The 18,098-nt window shown below is 70.6% G+C and carries 17 protein-coding genes and 1 pseudogene; 7 read left to right on the top strand and 11 right to left on the bottom strand.

Features of this window, described 5'->3' with window-relative positions; all coding sequences use genetic code 11:
- The first annotated feature begins 11 nt into the window (after positions 1–11).
- On the top strand, positions 12–623 hold the full coding sequence (locus tag DFR69_RS30235; RefSeq protein WP_244198535.1) for a phosphatase PAP2 family protein: 612 nt from the start codon (positions 12–14) through the stop codon (positions 621–623).
- On the opposite strand, the gene DFR69_RS30230 is transcribed toward DFR69_RS30235, so the two are convergent.
- Complete coding sequence (locus DFR69_RS30230) at positions 620–2,551, bottom strand: acyl-CoA dehydrogenase family protein (protein WP_110041094.1); 1,932 nt, start codon at positions 2,549–2,551, stop codon at positions 620–622. The two genes, DFR69_RS30235 and DFR69_RS30230, sit on opposite strands and share 4 nt — an antisense overlap.
- A 113-nt stretch (positions 2,552–2,664) precedes the next feature.
- Here DFR69_RS30230 and DFR69_RS30225 point away from each other — a divergent pair, with 113 nt between their 5' ends.
- The 4 genes from DFR69_RS30225 to DFR69_RS30210 all read left to right on the top strand — a co-directional run bounded on the left by DFR69_RS30225 (position 2,665) and on the right by DFR69_RS30210 (position 8,205).
- On the top strand, positions 2,665–3,312 hold the full coding sequence (locus tag DFR69_RS30225) for a TetR/AcrR family transcriptional regulator (RefSeq protein WP_110041093.1): 648 nt from the start codon (positions 2,665–2,667) through the stop codon (positions 3,310–3,312).
- 3 nt (positions 3,313–3,315) lie between these two features.
- Complete coding sequence (locus DFR69_RS30220) at positions 3,316–4,254, top strand: ABC transporter ATP-binding protein (protein WP_110041092.1); 939 nt, start codon at positions 3,316–3,318, stop codon at positions 4,252–4,254.
- Complete coding sequence (locus DFR69_RS30215; RefSeq protein ID WP_110041091.1) at positions 4,251–5,882, top strand: ABC transporter permease; 1,632 nt, start codon at positions 4,251–4,253, stop codon at positions 5,880–5,882. The genes DFR69_RS30220 and DFR69_RS30215 overlap by 4 nt, the downstream gene beginning before the upstream one ends.
- A 298-nt stretch (positions 5,883–6,180) precedes the next feature.
- A complete protein-coding gene (locus DFR69_RS30210; protein WP_110041090.1) occupies positions 6,181–8,205 on the top strand; it encodes an SDR family oxidoreductase in 2,025 nt (674 codons plus the stop codon).
- 46 nt (positions 8,206–8,251) lie between these two features.
- Here DFR69_RS30210 and DFR69_RS30205 read toward each other — a convergent pair whose 3' ends face one another.
- The 5 genes from DFR69_RS30205 to DFR69_RS30185 are packed head-to-tail and all read right to left on the bottom strand — an operon-like array spanning position 8,252 to position 11,941.
- Complete coding sequence (locus DFR69_RS30205) at positions 8,252–9,130, bottom strand: NmrA family NAD(P)-binding protein (protein ID WP_110041089.1); 879 nt, start codon at positions 9,128–9,130, stop codon at positions 8,252–8,254.
- 54 nt (positions 9,131–9,184) lie between these two features.
- Positions 9,185–10,366 carry an NAD(P)/FAD-dependent oxidoreductase gene (locus DFR69_RS30200; protein WP_110041088.1) on the bottom strand — a complete coding sequence of 394 codons (1,182 nt, stop codon included), beginning with the start codon at positions 10,364–10,366 and terminating at the stop codon, positions 9,185–9,187.
- Positions 10,363–10,545, bottom strand: coding sequence for a rubredoxin (locus DFR69_RS30195; protein ID WP_110041087.1), 183 nt, complete (start codon positions 10,543–10,545; stop codon positions 10,363–10,365). Before DFR69_RS30195 ends, DFR69_RS30200 begins: the two co-directional genes overlap by 4 nt.
- Positions 10,542–10,718 (bottom strand): rubredoxin, encoded by a 177-nt coding sequence (locus DFR69_RS30190; RefSeq protein WP_110041086.1) that lies wholly within the window; start codon positions 10,716–10,718, stop codon positions 10,542–10,544. Before DFR69_RS30190 ends, DFR69_RS30195 begins: the two co-directional genes overlap by 4 nt.
- Positions 10,718–11,941 carry an alkane 1-monooxygenase gene (locus DFR69_RS30185; protein ID WP_110041085.1) on the bottom strand — a complete coding sequence of 408 codons (1,224 nt, stop codon included), beginning with the start codon at positions 11,939–11,941 and terminating at the stop codon, positions 10,718–10,720. Before DFR69_RS30185 ends, DFR69_RS30190 begins: the two co-directional genes overlap by 1 nt.
- 141 nt (positions 11,942–12,082) lie before the next feature.
- Between DFR69_RS30185 and DFR69_RS30180 the strand changes: the two genes are divergently transcribed.
- A complete protein-coding gene (locus tag DFR69_RS30180) occupies positions 12,083–12,685 on the top strand; it encodes a TetR/AcrR family transcriptional regulator (protein ID WP_110041084.1) in 603 nt (200 codons plus the stop codon).
- Between the two features lie 18 nt (positions 12,686–12,703).
- On the opposite strand, the gene DFR69_RS30175 is transcribed toward DFR69_RS30180, so the two are convergent.
- Together DFR69_RS30175 and DFR69_RS30170 are read right to left on the bottom strand one after the other, a co-directional pair.
- Positions 12,704–13,366: a cutinase family protein gene (locus DFR69_RS30175; RefSeq protein WP_110041083.1), complete on the bottom strand. Its 663-nt coding sequence runs from the start codon at positions 13,364–13,366 to the stop codon at positions 12,704–12,706.
- A gap of 173 nt (positions 13,367–13,539) precedes the next feature.
- Positions 13,540–13,755, bottom strand: a complete 216-nt coding sequence (locus tag DFR69_RS30170; protein ID WP_110041082.1) for a hypothetical protein — start codon at positions 13,753–13,755, stop codon at positions 13,540–13,542.
- Between the two features lie 88 nt (positions 13,756–13,843).
- On the opposite strand from DFR69_RS30170, the gene DFR69_RS30165 reads away from it, so the two are divergent.
- A complete protein-coding gene (locus DFR69_RS30165; RefSeq protein WP_110041081.1) occupies positions 13,844–15,538 on the top strand; it encodes an FAD-binding dehydrogenase in 1,695 nt (564 codons plus the stop codon).
- A 7-nt stretch (positions 15,539–15,545) separates the two neighbouring features.
- Here the strand turns inward: DFR69_RS30165 and DFR69_RS30160 are convergent, their stop codons facing one another.
- From DFR69_RS30160 to DFR69_RS30150, 3 genes and pseudogenes are all read right to left on the bottom strand, one after another.
- The gene (locus DFR69_RS30160) at positions 15,546–16,379 is read right to left on the bottom strand and encodes an IclR family transcriptional regulator (RefSeq protein ID WP_110041080.1); all 834 of its coding nucleotides are present in this window, start codon (positions 16,377–16,379) and stop codon (positions 15,546–15,548) included.
- A 54-nt stretch (positions 16,380–16,433) separates the two neighbouring features.
- Entirely contained in the window at positions 16,434–17,594 is a 1,161-nt protein-coding gene (locus DFR69_RS30155) for an Mrp/NBP35 family ATP-binding protein (RefSeq protein WP_208644071.1), read from the bottom strand.
- Positions 17,595–17,603: 9 nt separating this feature from the next.
- A pseudogene (locus DFR69_RS30150) lies at positions 17,604–18,098 on the bottom strand (pyridine nucleotide-disulfide oxidoreductase); the annotation flags it as partial.

Raw genomic sequence — 18,098 nt, 5'->3', positions numbered from 1 at the left:
ACCGTCGGGGCGTGTTCGACGAGGCTCCCGCGCGTGCGGTCACCGTGGCCCGCGCGACGGCGATCGGTGCCGGCGCCGCGGTCACGGTCGCGCTGCCCCTGACCTTCCCCGACGACGGCGGGCCGACCGCGTTCGACACCACGATCGCCGAGCCCGTCGCGTCCGCGCTCTCCCCCGGCGCCGCCGAAGTCCTCGTCGCGCCGAGCGACGGCCCGGTGGTCCTGCTGCTGTTGCTGTGCGGTTGCGCGTGGTTCGCCGCACGGCGGGAGTGGCGGCGTGCGGCGACCATGCTGGTGGTGCCCGAGGTGATCCTGGCGGTCAACACCTGGCTGCTGAAACCGTTGTGGGACAGGCGGATCGAGGATTACCTCGCGTATCCGAGCGGGCACACCGTCCATCTGGTGGCGGTCGCGACGACCTTCGCGTGCCTGATCACGAGCACGACGGCGCGGATCGTGGTCGCGGCGCTCACCGTGCTCGCGATGCTCGTGATCACCCCGGGCATGGTCGAACTCGGCTACCACCACCCCACCGACGTGCTCGGTGGGGCGGCGGCGGCCGCGGCCATGGCGATCGGGCTGTGCCTGCTCGCCCGCCCGCGCACCCGGGCCGGCGACGACTAGGTGCGGTCGAAAACGCTGGCGTCGTGCAGCATTTCGGCGCGCAGCATGGTCTCTGGCACGCCCATAGCCTCCACCAGAGTCAGCGCGTCCGGGCGCAGCCGGTCGACGAGTTCGTTCACGCCGCGCCGCACCGACTTGGCCCGCTCCACCGACATGAACCGGTGCATGATGTACCAGGCCAGGTTCTCCTCCAGCGTCGCGTACACGTAGAGATCGCAGACGGTTTCGGCGAGCTCCTTCGCCTCGGGGTCCTCGATCTCGGCGATCCCGTCGACGAATTCCTCGAGCACCAGCCGGTCGATGTGCGCGGAGCCGGCGGCCAGGATGTGGTCCTGGGCGTTGTTGAACGCCTCGAAAGGGCCTGTGTCGGCGGCCCTGGCGCGCAGGCGGTGCGCGGCGGTGCGCAGCAGGTAGTCCTCGCGATCGGCGAACAGCTGCAACTGGACCGAGCGCTTGGACAGGTCGCCCTCGTCGACGGACTCGTCGGAGCGGTCACGCAGGGTCTGGATCAGCTGGCGCACACCGGTCTGCTTGCGCACCACGTCACCGGCCATGGTGGCGGCGAAGCGCACCCAGCCCAGCGCGTCGAGGTCGCGGACCTCGTCGGAGTAGGCGGTGAGCAGTTCCTTCGCGACCAGCTGGGTCAGCACGACGTTGTCGCCTTCGAAGGTGGTGAACACATCGGTGTCGGCCTTGAGCGTCACCAGGCGGTTCTCGGTGAGATAGCCCGCGCCGCCGCACGCCTCCCTGCACTCCTGGATGGCCCGGGTGGCGTGGCGGGTCTGGGCGACCTTCAGGCCGGCCGCGCGCTTCTCCAGGGCGCGCTGGGCGGCCGGGTCGGTTTCGCGCCCGGACTGGATCAGGTCCATCCGGCGCACCAGGTCGTTCTGGGCGAAGGCCAGCGCGAACGACTTCGCGACCAGCGGCAGCAGCCTGCGCTGGTGGCTGCGGTAGTCCATCAGCAGCGTCTCGGCGCCGGTGTCGGGGTCGGCGAACTGGCGCCGCGCCAGGGCGTATCTGACCGCGATGCTCAGCGCGACGCGCGCACCGGCCGCGGCGGCGCCGCCCACGCTGACCCGGCCGCGGACCAGGGTGCCGAGGGTGGTGAAGAAGCGGCGGCTGGGATTCTCGATGTCGGAGGTGTAGGTGCCGTCCGGCGCCACGTCGGCGTACCGGTTGAGCAGGTTCTCCCGCGGCACCCGGACCTGGTCGAAGACGATGCGGCCGTTGTCGACACCGGGCAGACCGCCCTTGAGGCCGTCGTCGTAGGTGGTGACGCCGGGCAGGTCGGCGCCGAGTTCGTCGCGGATCGGCACCAGCAGACAGTGCACGCCCTTGTTCTCGCCGCCGGTGATCAGCTGGGCGAACACCGCCGCCATCCGCGCGTGGACCGCGGCACCGCCGATGTAGTCCTTGCGCGCCGACGGGGTCGGGGTGTGCACCACGAATTCCTGGGTCGCCGGATCGTAGGTGGCGGTGGTCTCGAGGTTCGCGACATCGGAGCCGTGCCCGGATTCGGTCATCGCGAAGCAGCCGAGCAGGTCCAGGGAGATCAGCCGCTTGATGTACTCGCGGTGCCGTTCGGTGCCGAGGTTCTCCACCGCGCCACCGAACAGTCCCCACTGCACACCGGATTTCACCCACAGCGACAGGTCGGCGTAGGCCAGCATCTCCAGACTGGTGACCGCGCCGCCCGGATCGCCGGTGCCGCCGTGCTCGGACCGGAAGCCGCGTTCCGGGTAGCCGAGGGTCGCGATGATCTTCATCTGGTCGAGCACGCGCGCCCTGGCCGCGTGGATGTCGAGTTCCGGGTCGCCGCTGAAGCGTTCGTCGGCGAGCTGGGCTCGCGCCTGGTCTCGCAGCGCGCGCCACGGTCCGTCCAGCGCTGCGCGGAGATGTTCTGCCGTCGTCGTTGTGCCGGTAGCCATACCCCCGACACTAGCCCCGACCGGGCCGGTGACGGCGCCGACGAAACTCGCGTCACAAAACCCGCGCCGACCCCTTGCTCGCCGATTGAACACTCGTTTAGTATATTGAACATGTGTTCAGCCAACAGCCCGTACCGCAAGGACCCTCCCCTGATCTGACGACCGCGGCCCGCATTCGCGATACCGCGATCGACCTGTTCGGCGACCAAGGTTTCGGGGTCGGCGTCCGGGCGATCGCCGCGGCGGCCGGCGTCTCACCCGGCCTGGTGAACCATCACTTCGGTTCCAAGGACGGCCTGCGCGCCGCCTGTGACGACCGCGTGCTCGAGATCATCCGCGACGAGAAGCTGCGCGTCATCCGTTCGTCCGGTCCCACCGGGATGCTCAACGCGATGGCCGAGATCGAGATGTACGCCCCACTCGTGGCCTACATGCTGCGCAGTTTCCAAGCCGGCGGCTCGCTCGCGGAATCGCTGCTCGAGCACATGATCGCCGACGCCGAGCAATACATGCAGACCGCGGTCGAGGAAGGTCAGCTCAAACCGAGTCGCGACCCCGCGGCCCGGGCCAGATACATCGTGCTCTGCCATGTCGGAGCCATGAACCTCTATCTGCAGATGCGAAGTCAGCGCGAGGGAAAGCTCGACTACCGCAAGGCGATTCGGGAACTCTCCGAAGAGATCACCTTTCCGGCGCTCGAGCTCTACACCCAGGGCATGCTGACCGATTCGACTCTGCTCGACAGCCTCAGCGAGGAGTAGACGATGCCCTCCCCCACCACCGATCGGGTCATCGATGTTCGTGACCTGCGCAAGAACTTCGGCCGCTTCACCGCGCTCGACGGCCTCGACCTGCGGGTCGGCCCCGGTGAGATCCACGGTTTCCTCGGCCCCAACGGCGCGGGAAAATCCACCACGATCCGCGTGCTGCTCGGCGTCCTGCGGGCCTCCGGCGGCGAAGCGTCGCTGTTCGGCCGCGACCCGTGGACCGACGCGGTCGCCCTGCACCACCGGATCGCCTATGTCCCCGGCGATGTCACGCTGTGGCCCTCGCTCTCGGGCGGCGAGACGATCGACCTGCTCGCCCGGATGCGCGGCGGGCTCGACGAGAACCGGCGCGCGGAACTGATCGAGCGTTTCGAGCTCGATCCCACCAAGAAGGCCCGCACCTATTCCAAGGGCAACCGGCAGAAGGTCGCGCTGGTGTCGGCCTTCTCGGCGAACGCCGATCTGCTCGTGCTCGACGAGCCCACCTCGGGCCTGGATCCGTTGATGGAACAGATCTTCCAGGACTGCGTCCGCGAGGCCGCCGCCCGCGGGGCGACGGTGCTGCTGTCGAGCCACATCCTGTCCGAGGTCGAGCACCTGTGCGACCGGGTGACGATCATCCGGGCCGGGCGCACGGTCGAGTCCGGTTCACTCGATCAGCTGCGGCACCTGAGCCGCACGGCCATCACCGCCGAATTGATCGGCGACCCAGGCGATGTCGGCGCGCTGCCCGGAGTCGACGACGTCGAACAGGACGGCTCGACCCTGCGCTGCCAGGTCGACGCCGAGCATCTGGGCGCGCTCATCCGGGTACTCGGCGACGCGGGGGTGCGCAGCCTGACCAGCGCGCCGCCCACGCTCGAGGACCTGTTCCTGCGCCATTACCACGTCGAGGCCGACGGCGCGGCGGCGACCGAAGCGGCGGTGCGGGCATGACCACCCTCGCCGCGACACCCGGCTTCCTGCATTCCACGCGGACCGCGAGCGAGTTCGCGGGGACGGGCCAGATGCTGCGCCTGTTCCTGCGCCGCGACCGGATCATCGCGCCACTGTGGTCGCTGCTGATCGGGCTGATGCCCGCCCTGCAGATCGTCTCGATCAAAGACCTCTACGCCAGCCAGCAGCAGCTGGACAGCTTCGCGGCCACGACGGCGGCCAGTCCCGCCCTGCTCGCCATGTACGGTCCGGTCTTCAATTCCTCGCTCGGCTCCATCGGTACCTGGAAGGCCGGGGCGATGTATTCGATGATCGCCATCGCCGCCGTGCTCACGGTGATCCGGCACACCAGGGTCGAAGAGGAGACCGGGCGCGCGGAGCTGGTCGGCGCGACCAGCATCGGCCGGTTCGCCGGTCTCACCGGCGCGCTGCTGCTCACCTTCGGCGCCTCCGTGGTCGCCGGAATCGCCTGTACCGCTTCCCTGTCGGCCGCCGACCTGCCGACGGCGGGCTCCCTCGCCTGGGGCCTGGCGCTGGCCGCCTCCGGCATCGTGTGGGCGGCCGTCGCGGCGGTGGCCGCCCAGCTGAGCAACGGCGCGCGCATCGCGCGCGGTGTCGCGCTCGGCACGCTGGGCGCCGCGTTCGCCGTGCGCGCGGTGGGTGACGCGGGCAACGGTGTGCTGTCGTGGTTCTCGCCGCTGGGCTGGTGTCTGCAGATCCGGCCGTACGCCGGGGAACGCTGGTGGGTGCTCGTTCCGCTGGCCGTCGTGGGCGCCGGCGCGACGCTGCTGGCCTATCAGCTGTTGCGCACCCGCGATCTCGGCGCCGGGCTGCTGGCCGAACGCCCCGGCCCGGCGACGGCGGGTGGCGCGCTGGCCGGTCCGGTCGGCTTGGCCTGGCGGCTGCAGCGCGGGTCGATGCTGGGCTGGACGGTGGGCTTCGCCCTGTACGGCCTGCTGATCGGCGGCGCCGTGAACAGCATCGGCGGCATGCTCGACGACAGCGGCACGCTGCAGGACGTGGTCACCTCGATGGGCGGATCGACCGACCTGGAGAAGTCGTTCATCGCCTACGCGATCACCATGCTCGCCGCCGCGGCGGCCGCCTACTCGGTGTCGTCGGTGCTGCGACTGCACGAGGAGGAGAGCACCGGGCGCGCCGAGACCGTGCTGGCCGCCGCGGTCGGGCGGACCGGGTTCGTGGCGAGCCATCTGCTCTTCGCGATCGCCGGACCCACTGTGGCCCTGCTGGTTTCGGGCCTGGGCATCGGCGTGGTGTGGGGCGCGACCGACGGCGACGTCGTGGGCAAGGTCGGTGATTCGCTCGCCGCGGGGGCCGTGCAGCTGCCCGCGGTCTGGGTGATCACCGCGATCGCGCTGGTGCTGTTCGGCGTGGTGCCCAAGTACGCGACGCTCGCCTGGGCGGTGCTCAGCGCGACGGTGGTCATCATGCTGCTCGGTTCGCTGGGCACGTTCCCGCAGTGGCTGATGGATCTGGTGCCGTTCGTGCACCCGCCCAAGCTGCCCGGCGGGGCGTTCGACATCGTGCCCGTCGCCTGGTTGCTCGTGGTGGCCGCGGCCGGGATCGCCGTGGGCCTCATCGCCTTCCGCCGACGCGATCTGCGCTGAGCCGGACGCGGGGTGCCGGGCTCAGCTCGGCACCCCGTGCGGGCCGGTAGCGACAAGTTGTCCGAAACTCTCGGTTACTGAAAGCGGCTGTCACACATACCCTTTGACCTGCGACGACAGGTGACCATTCCCACACGGCCAGCGGGCGCCACGCGCTTGCCCAGCTAGGTTACTGACGAGTACGGTTAGCGCAGCCGGGACGACGCAGTGCCCGGTTTCACTGATGCCCGCATCCACCGCCGCATGCCGGATCACTGTTGCACGACACCGTGTTTCGACGAATTCTTCAGGAGGGGCGATGGTTTCCTACATCGTGACAGGCGGTACGGGATTTCTGGGTAGGCGCGTGGTGCGGGGGCTGCTCGCGGCCGACCCCACCGCGCTCGTGCACGTGCTGGTGCGCGCCGAGTCGCTGGCCAAGTTCACCGCGCTCACCGCGCAGCATCCCGACGGCGATCGAGTGTTCGCCCTGGTCGGGGACCTGACCGCCGAGGGGCTCGGGCTCGGCGACGAACCGCCGCGCGCCGATCACATCCTGCATCTGGGCGCGGTCTACGACATGACCGCCGACGAGGACACTGCGCACGCGGCCAATGTCGCGGGCACCCGCTCGGTGCTGGAGCTGGCGCGCAAGCTCGACGCCGTGCTGCACCACGTGTCCTCGGTGGCCGTCGCCGGTGATCATCGCGGCAAGTTCTTCGAGGAGGACTTCGACCTCGGCCAGAACCTGACCTCGCCGTATCACCGCACCAAGTTCGCCGCCGAGAAGCTCGTCCGCGAGGCCACCGACGTGCGCTGGCGGGTGTATCGCCCGGCCATCGTGGTCGGCGATTCGCGCACCGGCGAGATGGACAAGATCGACGGCCCGTACTACTTCTTCCAGGCGATCGCGGCGCTGGCGGCGCTGCCCGCCGAACTGCCGTTGCCGCTGCCCGATCTGGGCGCGACCAACGTGGTCCCGGTCGACTACGTCGCCGAGGCCATGGTGCGGCTGGTGCGCCGCGAGGGACTCGACGGGCGCACGTTCCACCTGGTCAATCCGAAGCCGCAGCCGTTCGGTGAGATCTACCGCGCGCTCGCGAGCGCCGCGGGTGGGCCCGCCGGGATCGGCACGGTGCCGGGCAGCGCCCGCGCGCTGAGCGGGCTCGGGCACGTCCCGGGCGCGCACGCCGTGCGGGACTTCCTGTTCGAGCAGGCCGGGATCCCGGCCGAGGTGGCGCCGCATGTCGGGTTCACCGCGGAATTCGTCGCCGATTCGACCCGCGCCCAGCTGCCCGGGCTCGACGTGCCCGCGTTCGACACCTACGCCGCGCGGCTCTGGGACTACTGGCGGGCCAACCTGGACCCGCATCGCGGGCGTCCGGCCGCCGACGCCGATCGGCTGGCGGGCCGGGTCGTGCTCATCACCGGCGCGTCCTCGGGGATCGGGCTGGCCACCGCGCACGCGGTGGCGCGGCGCGGCGCGACGGTGCTCATGGTGGCGCGTGGTGCCGAAGACCTCACGGCCGCAGCGGAATCCGTGCGTGCCGACGGCGGGACCGCCTTCGCGTATCCGTGCGACATCACCGACGCGGCCGCGGTCGACGAGCTCGTGGCCGCACTGCTGCGCGAGCACGGCCACGTGGACTACCTGGTGAACAACGCGGGCCGCTCGATCCGCCGCTCGGTCGCCAATTCGGTGGACCGGATGCACGACTTCGAGCGCACCATGGCGGTCAACTACTTCGGCGCGGTGCGCCTGATCCTGGCCCTGCTGCCCTCGATGCGGGAGCGGCGTTTCGGGCACATCGTGAACATCTCCTCGATCGCGGTGCAGACCAAGGTGCCGCGGTTCGCGGCGTACGCGGCGAGCAAGTCGGCGCTGGACAACTTCAGCGAGATCGCGGCGGTCGAGAACCGCGGCGCCGGAGTGAGTTTCACCTCCATCCGGATGCCGCTGGTGCGCACGCCGATGATCGCGCCGACCGATCTGTACCGCGCGCTGCCGCTGCCCGACCCGGAGCGGGCCGCCGACATCGTGGTCCGCGCGCTGCTGGAACGACCCGATCGGATCGATACGCCGGTCGGCACGTTCGCCCAGGCGGTGGAGATGTTCCTGCCCTCGCTCAAGCGGTCGATCCTGCACACCGGTTTCCGCCTGTTCGGGGAATCCACCGCGGCGCAGGGCAAGCAGGCCGCCGTGCCGGTCGTCGCCGAACCGGCCGAACCGGAGGCGCCGAGCCGCAACGCGCTCACCGTGCTCGCGCCGGTGCTCACCCCGCTCATGGTGATGCCGAGCCCGGCCGCGCGGATGAGCCGGATGCTGCCGGGCGTGCACTGGTAGGACGGCGACGTTGCGGGCCGGTCACGATCGTGACCGACCCGCGCGCTCAGCGCAGGTGGGTGCGCGCCCAGGCGGCCAGGGTCGTCGGCGTGGTGGTCGCGATCGAACGTGGCTGCTCGGCGACGAATCCCGAGCTCAATCCCGCGGACATGCCCGCGATTCCGTCGATCTGGCCCGCACCGAGCCCGGCCTCGCGCAGCACGCCACGGAACTGCTCGTCGCTGATCGGGACCGGTGTCACGTCGTGGCCGAGTTCGGCGCCCAGGATCTTCGCGACCTGCGCGAAGGTCAGATCTTCCGGCCCGTGCACGGCCTGCACCACCCGGCCCGACCACGCGTCCGAGAGCAGGCGGGCCGCGGCCACCTCGCCGATGTCGCGGGGGGCGACCCACGGCATCACGTGCTCGAGCGGCCACGGTGTCGACAGGGTGCCCGCCCTGATCTCGTCGAGCTGGGTGAGCAGGTTGGTGAAGAAGTACGCGCAGCGCAGGTGCAGCACGGACGCGCCGGTGGCGTCGAGCAGTTCCTCGGTGCGGGCCAGGCCGTCGATCTCGCCGGCACCGCCGCGCTTCTCGGCGCCGATGCTGCTGAGGAACACCGTGGCCTCGATGCCGTTCTCGGTGATCGCCCTGGCGGCCGACTCCCCCATCCGCGCGTAGCCCGCGACCGGGTCACCGTCGACGAGGGCGGGCGGGTCGACCCAGAAGAGCCGGTCCGCGCCGCGGGTGGCCGCGACGACCGCCTCGGCGTCGGCCTGGTCGGCTTGCACCACGTCGACGCGAGCCCGGAGGGCGCGGTCGAGGCGAGCGGGGTCGCGCATCAGGAGCGTGGGCCGTACGCCCGCCTGGATCAGCAACTGGACCACCCGCGAGCCCACATGCCCGCGCGGGGTCGTGACGACAATCCTCTTCTCTCGTGTTCGCATACCGCCCACGCTACGGCCGATCGCGGTCAGTTCTCGGCCGCGATCGGGCGCAGCTCAGGGAGCGGGCACCGCGGGAGTCCGGTAGGGGCGGCCCGCGTCGATGAGCGTGCGGGTGGCGCGCAGGTCGCGGGGTCGCGCCATGGCCACGGCGCCGACGGGGATGCTCTGGTGCAGGGCCGTGACCAGGAACTCGCCGCCGTCGAGGTCGCCGTCGACGATCAGCTCGTTGTGGGGGTGGAGCCAGCCGGCGAACTGCAGCGACCGGCCGTGCTGATCGGTCCAGCCCCACGGGACCTCGGCGGTGGCGGCGGGCAGACCGAGAATGGACATCGCCGCCGCCGCGCCGGCGCTCATCGCCGAATTCCAGTGCTGCGGGCGCTCATAGGCACCGCGCAGTGGGTGGTAGACCGTAGTCGCGTCGCCCGCGGCGAAGACGTTGTGCGCGGAGGTCCGGTGGTGGTGGTCGACGACGATGCCGTCGTTCACCGTGATCCCGGCGGCTTCGGCCAGGGCGGTGTCGGGAACCGAGCCGATGGCGACCAGGGCCGCGGCCGCCGACCAGGTACGGCCGTCGGCGGCGACCGCGGTGACGCCGCCGTCGGCGTCGACCAGATCCGTGGTCACGACGTCGTTCTCGACCCGCACGCCGTGCTCGACGTGGCGGCGTCGCAGCAACGCCGAGACCGGGGCGGGCAGCACCCGGTCCATCAGCTCGGAGCCCGCGTTGAGCAGGGTCACCCGCGCTCCGAGGCCGCGGGCGGTGGCCGCCACCTCGCAGCCGATCAAGCCACCGCCGATGATCAGCAGCGAACCGCCCGTGGTCACGGCCGCCCGGAGTGCCTCGATGTCGCCGCGGCCGCGCAGGGTGTGCACCCGTTTCGACCCGGTGTCCAGCGTTCTGGCTCGCGCTCCGGTCGCCAGGAGCAGGCTGTCGTAGCCCAACGTCTCACCGGTGGCCAAGCGCACGGTCGCACGGTCGGTGTCGACGGCCTCGGCGGTGACGCCGGGGCGCAGATCGATCCGGCTCTCCGCCCAGAACGCCGCCGGTTTCAGTGCCGCGCGCTCGATCGTGCCGGTACCGGCGAGCAGGTCCTTGGAGACCGCGGGCCTGCGGTAGGGCAGATCCGGTTCGGCGCCGACGAGCACGATCTCGCCCGCGAAGCCTTCGCGCCGCAGCGTCTGCGCGGCGGTCGCGCCGGCGACACCGGCGCCGACGACGACGATCCGCTCGCTCATCCGCGACTCACCTCGTGCATGTCGAAATCGGCTTTGGCGGCGCCGCAATCGGGGCAGGACCAGTCCGCGGGGATGTCGTCCCAGCGGGTGCCGGGTTCGATGCCGTCCTCGGGCCAGCCCAGCGCCTCGTCGTACTCGAAGCCGCACTGCGCGCAGCGGAACAGCCGGTAGTCGTTCATCGCGAAACCTCCTCGGTCGCTGTGAAATCGGGCTTCTCGCGCACGCCGCAGTCCGGACAGCACCAGTCCTCGGGGATCGCCGACCACGCGGTGCCGGCGGGGAATCCCTCGCGGGGCGCGCCCTGGCGCTCGTCGTAGCGGTAGTCGCAGACGGGGCAGAGGTAGACGGTCATCAGCGGGCTCCGTACTTCGCCAGGACCTTGTCCCGCTTGGCGGGCTGGATGTTGACGCGGGTGATGTCGCCGTCGTAGTGCGCGAGCACGCGCGGGTCCATCACCTTGCGCCACAGCGGGGTCAGATAGGCCAGGCCGATCAGGCTGGCGTACCCACTGGGCAGCTCGGGCGCGCCGTCCATGTGGCGCAGGGTCTGATAGCGCCGGGTCGGGTTGGCGTGGTGGTCGCTGTGGCGCTGCAGGTGGTACAGGAAGATGTTGGTGACCAGGTGGTCGGAGTTCCAGCTGTGCTCCGGGGTGCAGCGCTCGTAGCGGCCCGAGGCGGTCTTGCGCCGCAGCAGCCCGTAGTGCTCGAGATAGTTGACGGTCTCGAGCAGGGAGAAACCGTACACCGCCTGGATCAGCAGGAACGGCAGGATCACCGGGCCGAACACCGCGACCAGCGCGCCCCACAGCACCACGGTCATCAGCCACGCGTTGAGGACGTCGTTGTGGATCGTGAAGGGGCCCTTGCCGAGCCGCTCGAGGCGGGTGCGTTCCAGTTCCCACGCCGAGGTCAGGCTCCCCCACACGCTGCGCGGCAGGAACGTCCAGAACGATTCCCCGAAGCGGGCGCTGGCCGGGTCCTCGGGGGTGGAGACCCGCACGTGGTGACCGCGATTGTGCTCGATGTAGAAGTGGCCGTAGCCGGTCTGGGCGAGGGTGATCTTCGACAGCCACCGCTCCAGCTCGTCCTTCTTGTGCCCGAGCTCGTGCGCGGTGTTGATGCCGATCCCGCCCATGGCGCCGATGGTGAAGGCCAGGCCGATCTTCGAGACCAGGCCGAGACCGCCGTCGATCCCGAGCCAGGACAGGTCGTCCGCCGTCCACAGGTAGCAGGCCAGGACCAGGCTGATCAGCTGCAGCGGGATGTAGGCGTAGGTGCACCAGCGGTAGTACCGGTCGTTCTCGAGCGCCTCCATCACCTCCTCCGGCGGGTTCTCGCCGTCGGGACCGAAGAAGCGGTCCAGGATCGGCAACAGGACGTAGAGCAGGATCGGGCCGAGCCACCACCAGACGGGGGCGACCGCGCCCCAGCCCAGCTGGTGGAAGGTCCACACGAACGCGCACGCCAGCAGCGCGGCGCTGGGCGCGATCAGGCCGAACAGCCACAGATAGCGCTTGGGGTCGCGCCAGTGCAGCACCGCCGCCGACCCGTCGTGGCCGATCCGAGATGTCGTCATCCATGTTCTCCTGCCGCCGGGACACCGGCACTATTGTTGCCGCGTCCGTTTACACATTTGGCTGATGTGTTCTAGTGAAGACAGTCACTATCGATTTGTCAATAATCGATCCGAAACCAAGAGACATGTACGATCGTTTCCGTGACCGAATCGCCGAACTTCCACGCCGAGATGCGGCAGCTGTTGCGCGACCGCATGCTCGATGCCGCCCGGGCCATGGTCGTCACCGAGGGCTGGGGCGCGGTCAACATGTCGCGCGTGGCCAAGGAGGTCGGGATCAGCCGTCCCGTCCTCTACAAGGAGATCGGCACCAAGCAGGCACTCGCCGACGCGCTCATCGAGCGCGAGCTGGGCATCTATCTGGCGGGCATCGCCGACACGCTGACCGAACACCCGGCCGACCCCCTCGCCGGCATGACCGCCGCCGCCGACTACACCCTGCGCAACGCGGGCGACAACACCCTGATCAAGGCGGTGCTCGCGGCGCGCGCCGAGGCCGACACCGCGCTGCTGCCCGCGCTGCTGAGCGAGCCCGAACCGGTCCTCGGCCGGGCGGTCGCCGCGCTCACCGGCACGGTGCGCGAGCGCTACCGGCTCACCGCGCTGTCCGACGACGAACTCACCTCGGTCGTGGAGATCATGGTCCGGCTCACGCTGAGCCACCTGTTCCAGCCGACCGGCAGCGTCGACCGCGCGGTCGCGCAGATCAGCACGGTCCTGTCCGGCGTGCTGCCCGCCGCCTGAGCGGCGGGCAGTCCAGGCTCACAGCCGTGCGCCCACCTGTCCGGCGGCCACGGCGAAGGCCCAGTCGTAGGCGCCGTGCGCGGTCGGGAACACACCCCCCGCGCAGACGGGATCGCCTGCGGTGCAATAGTTCTCGGCGCGATCCGCGTAGAGCGGCGCCACCGTGCCACCGACGAGGCGCAGCGGGTCACCGAACAGCAGCACCGCGACGATGCGCGGGGACAGCTCCGGCGGCAGCACCCAGATCCCGGGCAGGACGGTGGCCGCGGCGGATCCGAGCACCCCGTGGGTGACCACCGCGCCCTGGGAGTAGCCGACGAGGACGAAGCGCTGCTCGGGGCAGGCCGCGGCCTGTGCGAGGACGTGCGAGGTCATCGCGCGCGTACCGTCGCTCACCGAACTGGGCACCAGCAGGTCGGCCGGATACTCCACCCGGTGCGCGGAGATGTCCACCGGTAGCTGCCTGCTCAGCACCGCATAGAGCGGATCGCCGACGGCGGCCCCCAGATAACCGGGTTCCTGTGTGCCACGGGCGATCACGACGTCGATCGAGGCGCAACTGTGCGCCAGCGCGATCGACCCCTGGGACGTCGCTGTCCCGATCCCCGCCGCCAGGAGCACCACCGACAGCGTCCGCGCCGCCCGTCGTGCGAATCCGGAAATGACCTTTCGAGAGTTCATGGCACCCACCCACTCACGCCGTTGTGAGAATCAGCGAGCGATCACTGTCCACCACAAGGGTTTTCGTCGCTCACCAAGGGGATACCCGCGGACTCGCATCGACACGGCGTGGACTCGGCATCTGTTGCGCCACGGCCGGGTCTCGGATCACCTGCGGCGCAAGGCCGCTCGGGTCAGTGCTTCTTGGGCTTTTTCTTCTTCTTGGGCTTGTCGTGATCGGGTTCCCACTCGTAGCCGGGAACGCCGCGCTCGCAGTAGGAGTTCTCGACGAGGACGTCACCCTGGTCGCGCTCGCACCAGCGTTCCGTGCGTGAGCAGGAGGTGGCGCCGAGACCGGCGAGGACCGCGAGGACGAGCACGGCCGCGCCGGTGCGCGTACGGATAGGCATAGAAGACCTCTCTGCGTGAAACCTGGCTGGTCAGGGCGTTTCCAAGACTTACCCCCGGCCCCGACGCACCAATGCTACGTTCCCGGGTATGTCGAGCACAGTCCCAGAGAGCATCGAAGATTTCACCCCCGACGCGATCGTCGTCGGCGCCGGGCTCGCGGGCCTGGTCGCCACCCATGAACTGGTCCTGGCCGGACGCAAGGTCCTGGTGGTCGAGCAGGAGAATCGCGCCAACCTCGGCGGCCAGGCGTTCTGGTCGCTGGGCGGCCTGTACTTCGTCGACAGCCCCGAACAGCGCAGGCTCGGCATCAAGGATTCCTACGAGCTGGCCCTGCAGGACTGGCTGGGCTCGGCGGGCTTCGATCGTGACGACGAGGACCGGATGGCGCGTCGCTGGGCCGAGGCCTACGTCCGGTTCGCCACCGACGAGAAGCGGGATTACCTGCACGCCCTGGGTTTACGGGTCACCCCCCTGGTCGGTTGGGCCGAACGCGGCGGCGGACTGGCCGGCGGGCACGGCAACTCCGTTCCCCGGTTCCATCTCACCTGGGGCACCGGCCCGGAGGTCCTGCGCGTGTTCCTCGAACCCGTGCTCGCCGGTGAGGCACGCGGCCTGGTGCGCTTCGCGTTCCGGCACCGGGTCGACGAGCTCGTCGTCACCGACGGGGCCGTCACCGGGATCAGCGGCAGCGTGCTCGCCCCGAGCGACACCGAGCGTGGCGTGGCGTCGAGCCGGGAGGTGGTGGGCGAGTTCACCTTCCACGCGCCCGCCGTGCTGGTGAGCTCCGGCGGGATCGGGCACGCGCACGACCTGATCCGCCGCAACTGGCCCACCGAACGCCTCGGCCCGTGCCCGGAGACGATGATCTCGGGCGTTCCCGCCTATGTCGACGGGCGGATGCTCGGCATCTCGGAGCAGGCCGGCGCCGCGCTGGTCAACCGCGACCGGATGTGGCACTACACCGAGGGCATCAACAACTGGGATCCGGTCTGGCCCGATCACGCCATCCGGATCATCCCCGGACCGTCGTCGCTGTGGTTCGACGCGAACGGAAACCGCATGCCCGCACCGTGTTTCCCCGGCTTCGACACCAACGCGACCATGCGGCAGATCCTCTCGACCGGGCACGACTACTCGTGGTTCGTGCTGAATCAGACGATCATCGAGAAGGAGTTCGCGCTGTCGGGCTCGGAGCAGAATCCCGACATCACCGGCAAGGACCTCAAACTCACGCTGCGCAGCCGCGTCGCCAAGGGCGCGCCGGGACCGGTGGAGGCGTTCAAGCGGCACGGCGTGGATTTCGTGGTCGCCGACTCGCTCGCCGAACTGGTGGACGGGATGAACGCGATCGCGCGCGGCCCGCAGCTCGACGCGGCCGCGCTGGAGCGCCAGATCGTGGCCCGGGACCGCGAGGTCGCCAATCCGTTCGGCAAGGACGCGCAGCTCGCCGCGATCACCAACGCGCGCAAGTACTTCGGCGACAAGGCCGGGCGGGTCGTCAAACCGCACCGTATCCTCGACCCGGCGCACGGTCCGCTCATCGCGGTGCGCCTGAACATCCTCACCCGCAAGACCCTCGGCGGTCTGCAGACCGATCTGGACTCGCGGGTGCTGCGGCCGGACGGCTCGGTGTTCCCCGGGCTCTTCGCCGCGGGCGAGGTCGCCGGTTTCGGTGGCGGTGGCGTGCACGGCTACAACGCGCTCGAGGGCACCTTCCTCGGCGGCTGCATCTTCTCCGGGCGGGCGGCCGGACGGGCGATGGCGACACGTCCGGCGGGCTGAGCCGGGGCTAGTGGGCGCGGCCGTGCCGGGGCACCAGGGTGCGCGCCGCTTCCTTGGCGACCTCGGCCAGCGCCCTGGCCAGTCGCGCGGTGTCGAGGGCGCTGCGGTCACCGTGCAGGCTGCCCGACAGGGAGATCGCGGCCAGCGCGGCGCCACGCCCGCGGATCGGCACCGCCACGCACCCGACTCCCGGCAGCGACTCCTCGGTGTCGACGGCCACGCCCTGCCGATTGCGGATGCGGGCCAGTTCGCGGTGCAGCTCGGCCCGGTCGACGATCGTGCGCGCCGTGCGCGGGGCGGTGTTGCCGCGCAGGGAGGCGTCGGCGATCCCCGGTTCCAGGGTGGCGAGCAGCGCCTTGCCGACGGCGGTGCAGTGGGCGGGCAGCCTGCCGCCGACCCGGGTGGGCACCGCGGCGTGGCCGCGGGTGCCCGCGCGGTCCAGGATCAGCACCTCGCGGCCGTCGAGCACGGCGAGGTGCCCGATCAGGCCGGTGCGCTGGCTGAGGTCGTACAGCAGCGGCCCGACCACTTCCCGCAGTTCGTTGTGTTCGGCGGCGAGCCCGCCGAGTTCGAGCACGCGCAGCCCGAGCCGGTAGCCGCCGGGCGTGTGGGCGAGCCAGCGCAGCCGGATCATCTGGTCGAGGATGCGGTGCACCGTGGAGCGTGGCAGGCCGGTGCGTTCGGCGAGGCCGAGCAGAGTGAGGGTGGGGGTGGTCGCGTCGAACGCGTCCAGGATCAGCGTCATCCGCTCGATCATCGACGTCGGCGGCGCCCCGGTCGCGCGGCCCGATCCGGTCCACAGGTCCTCGGGCGCCGGCTCGGTCACGATCTCGACCGTCATGTGATCCAACCTCCACAGTGTGTAGCGGATACAGACTAGAGCCGTTCGCCCCGCCTACGCACCATTTCGCTGTACCGTCCGGTTCATCGGGGTCACCGGAAGCCGCCTGCCGGTCAGCCCGCCGCCGGTCGGCGCCAGAATCGCGGCGATGTCGGCGATCGCGTGCGCGGGCGCGGACTCCGGCGCCGCGTGGGTGAAGGGCACGCCGTCGTCGCCCGCCACGCAGACCACGGGGTCGAACGGAATCCGTCCGAGAACCGGGCAGTGGCGATCGAGCAGCACGCTCAACGCCCGGCTGACCGCAGTCGCCCCGCCCGCGCCGAACGGGGTGTGCCTGGTGCCGTCCGAAGCGTCGTACCAGGACATGTTCTCGACGATGCCCGCCACCCGCTGCCCTGTCTGCGCCGCGACCGCGCCCGCCCGTTCGGCGATGCGGGCCGCCGTGCGCTGCGGGGTGGTGACGACGAGGAGTTCGGCGGCAGGCAGGAGCTGGGCCAGCGAGATCGCGATGTCGCCGGTGCCCGGCGGCATGTCGATCAGCAGGACGTCGAGCTCGCCCCAATAGACGTCGTGCACGAACTGCCCCAGCGCACGGTGCAGCATCGGACCACGCCAGATGACGGGCGCGTTTCCCTCGGCGAACATACCGATCGAGATGACCCGGATGCCGAAGGCGGTGGGCGGCATCAGCATTCGCTCCACCACAGTCGGGGCGGTGGTGATGCCGAGCATCGCCGGGACCGAGTGCCCGTGCACGTCGGCGTCCATGACGCCCACGCGCAGACCCCGCCGGGCGAGCGCGACCGCCAGGTTCACGGTGACGCTGGACTTTCCGACGCCGCCCTTGCCGGAGACGACGCAGTACACCCGAGTCGCCGTGTCCGGGGCGGTGAGTCCGTTCTCCGCCTCCGCGGCCGGACCACGCAGCCGCAGCCGCAGGGCTTGGCGCTGGCCCTCGCTCATCACACCGAAGTCGATGTCGACGCCGGTGACGCCCGGAAGCGCGGTGACCGCGGCACGGATGTCGGCGCTGATCGTCGCCCGCAGCGGGCACGCCGCGACGGTCAGCAGGACCCGGATCTCGACGTGACCGCGCGCGTCCACCTCGACGGCGTCGATCATGTCCAATTCGGTGAGGGGACGGCCGATCTCGGGATCGTGGACGGCGTCGAGGGCGGTGACGACCTGCGGCGGGGTCGGGGTGGTCCGGGGCATCGGCATCCGTCAGCCGCCCACGCTGGCGCGCAGCATGTCCACGCGGTCGACGACTTTGACGCGCTCACGCCCCTCTGGCTCGCCGAGTGCGCGCTCGTGCGCGTCGAGGCGGTACCAGCCGTCCCAGGTGGTGAACGAGATCCCGGCGGCCAGCAGGAATTCGAGTACCGCGTCCGGATCGGGGTGCGCGGGACGTGTCAGTGTCCGCCGGTCGGCCAGCAGGCAGGCGACGGTCTCGTTGGCATCGCCCTTCGTGTGGCCGATGAGACCGACCGGGCCCCGTTTGACCCAGCCGGTCACATAGACGCCGGGCAGCGGTTCCCCGTCCGCCAGGACTCTGCCCGCCCGGTGCGGAACGGTGTCGGTGTCCTCGTCGAAGGGGAGGCCGGCCACCGCGGCACACCGATATCCGACGGCGCGGTAGATGGCCTGCACGTCCCACTGCTTGAACTCGCCGGTGCCCTTGACGTTGCCGGTGCCGTCGAGCTGGGTGCGCTCGGTCTT

It is taken from the genome of Nocardia neocaledoniensis, from assembly GCF_003182135.1.
Lineage (GTDB): Bacteria > Actinomycetota > Actinomycetes > Mycobacteriales > Mycobacteriaceae > Nocardia > Nocardia neocaledoniensis.
Note: the sequence above shows the minus strand (reverse complement) of the source record. Positions and strands in the feature narration are given on the sequence as shown.

Coding starts and splice junctions, on each gene's coding strand:
- DFR69_RS30230 (WP_110041094.1), bottom strand. CDS start 2,551: ATGGCTACCGGCACAACGACGACGGCAGAACATCTCCGCGCAGCGCTG.
- DFR69_RS30220 (WP_110041092.1), top strand. CDS start 3,316: ATGCCCTCCCCCACCACCGATCGGGTCATCGATGTTCGTGACCTGCGC.
- DFR69_RS30215 (WP_110041091.1), top strand. CDS start 4,251: ATGACCACCCTCGCCGCGACACCCGGCTTCCTGCATTCCACGCGGACC.
- DFR69_RS30210 (WP_110041090.1), top strand. CDS start 6,181: ATGGTTTCCTACATCGTGACAGGCGGTACGGGATTTCTGGGTAGGCGC.
- DFR69_RS30205 (WP_110041089.1), bottom strand. CDS start 9,130: ATGCGAACACGAGAGAAGAGGATTGTCGTCACGACCCCGCGCGGGCAT.
- DFR69_RS30200 (WP_110041088.1), bottom strand. CDS start 10,366: ATGAGCGAGCGGATCGTCGTCGTCGGCGCCGGTGTCGCCGGCGCGACC.
- DFR69_RS30195 (WP_110041087.1), bottom strand. CDS start 10,545: ATGAACGACTACCGGCTGTTCCGCTGCGCGCAGTGCGGCTTCGAGTAC.
- DFR69_RS30190 (WP_110041086.1), bottom strand. CDS start 10,718: ATGACCGTCTACCTCTGCCCCGTCTGCGACTACCGCTACGACGAGCGC.
- DFR69_RS30185 (WP_110041085.1), bottom strand. CDS start 11,941: ATGACGACATCTCGGATCGGCCACGACGGGTCGGCGGCGGTGCTGCAC.
- DFR69_RS30175 (WP_110041083.1), bottom strand. CDS start 13,366: ATGAACTCTCGAAAGGTCATTTCCGGATTCGCACGACGGGCGGCGCGG.
- DFR69_RS30170 (WP_110041082.1), bottom strand. CDS start 13,755: ATGCCTATCCGTACGCGCACCGGCGCGGCCGTGCTCGTCCTCGCGGTC.
- DFR69_RS30165 (WP_110041081.1), top strand. CDS start 13,844: ATGTCGAGCACAGTCCCAGAGAGCATCGAAGATTTCACCCCCGACGCG.
- DFR69_RS30160 (WP_110041080.1), bottom strand. CDS start 16,379: ATGACGGTCGAGATCGTGACCGAGCCGGCGCCCGAGGACCTGTGGACC.
- DFR69_RS30155 (WP_208644071.1), bottom strand. CDS start 17,594: ATGCCCCGGACCACCCCGACCCCGCCGCAGGTCGTCACCGCCCTCGAC.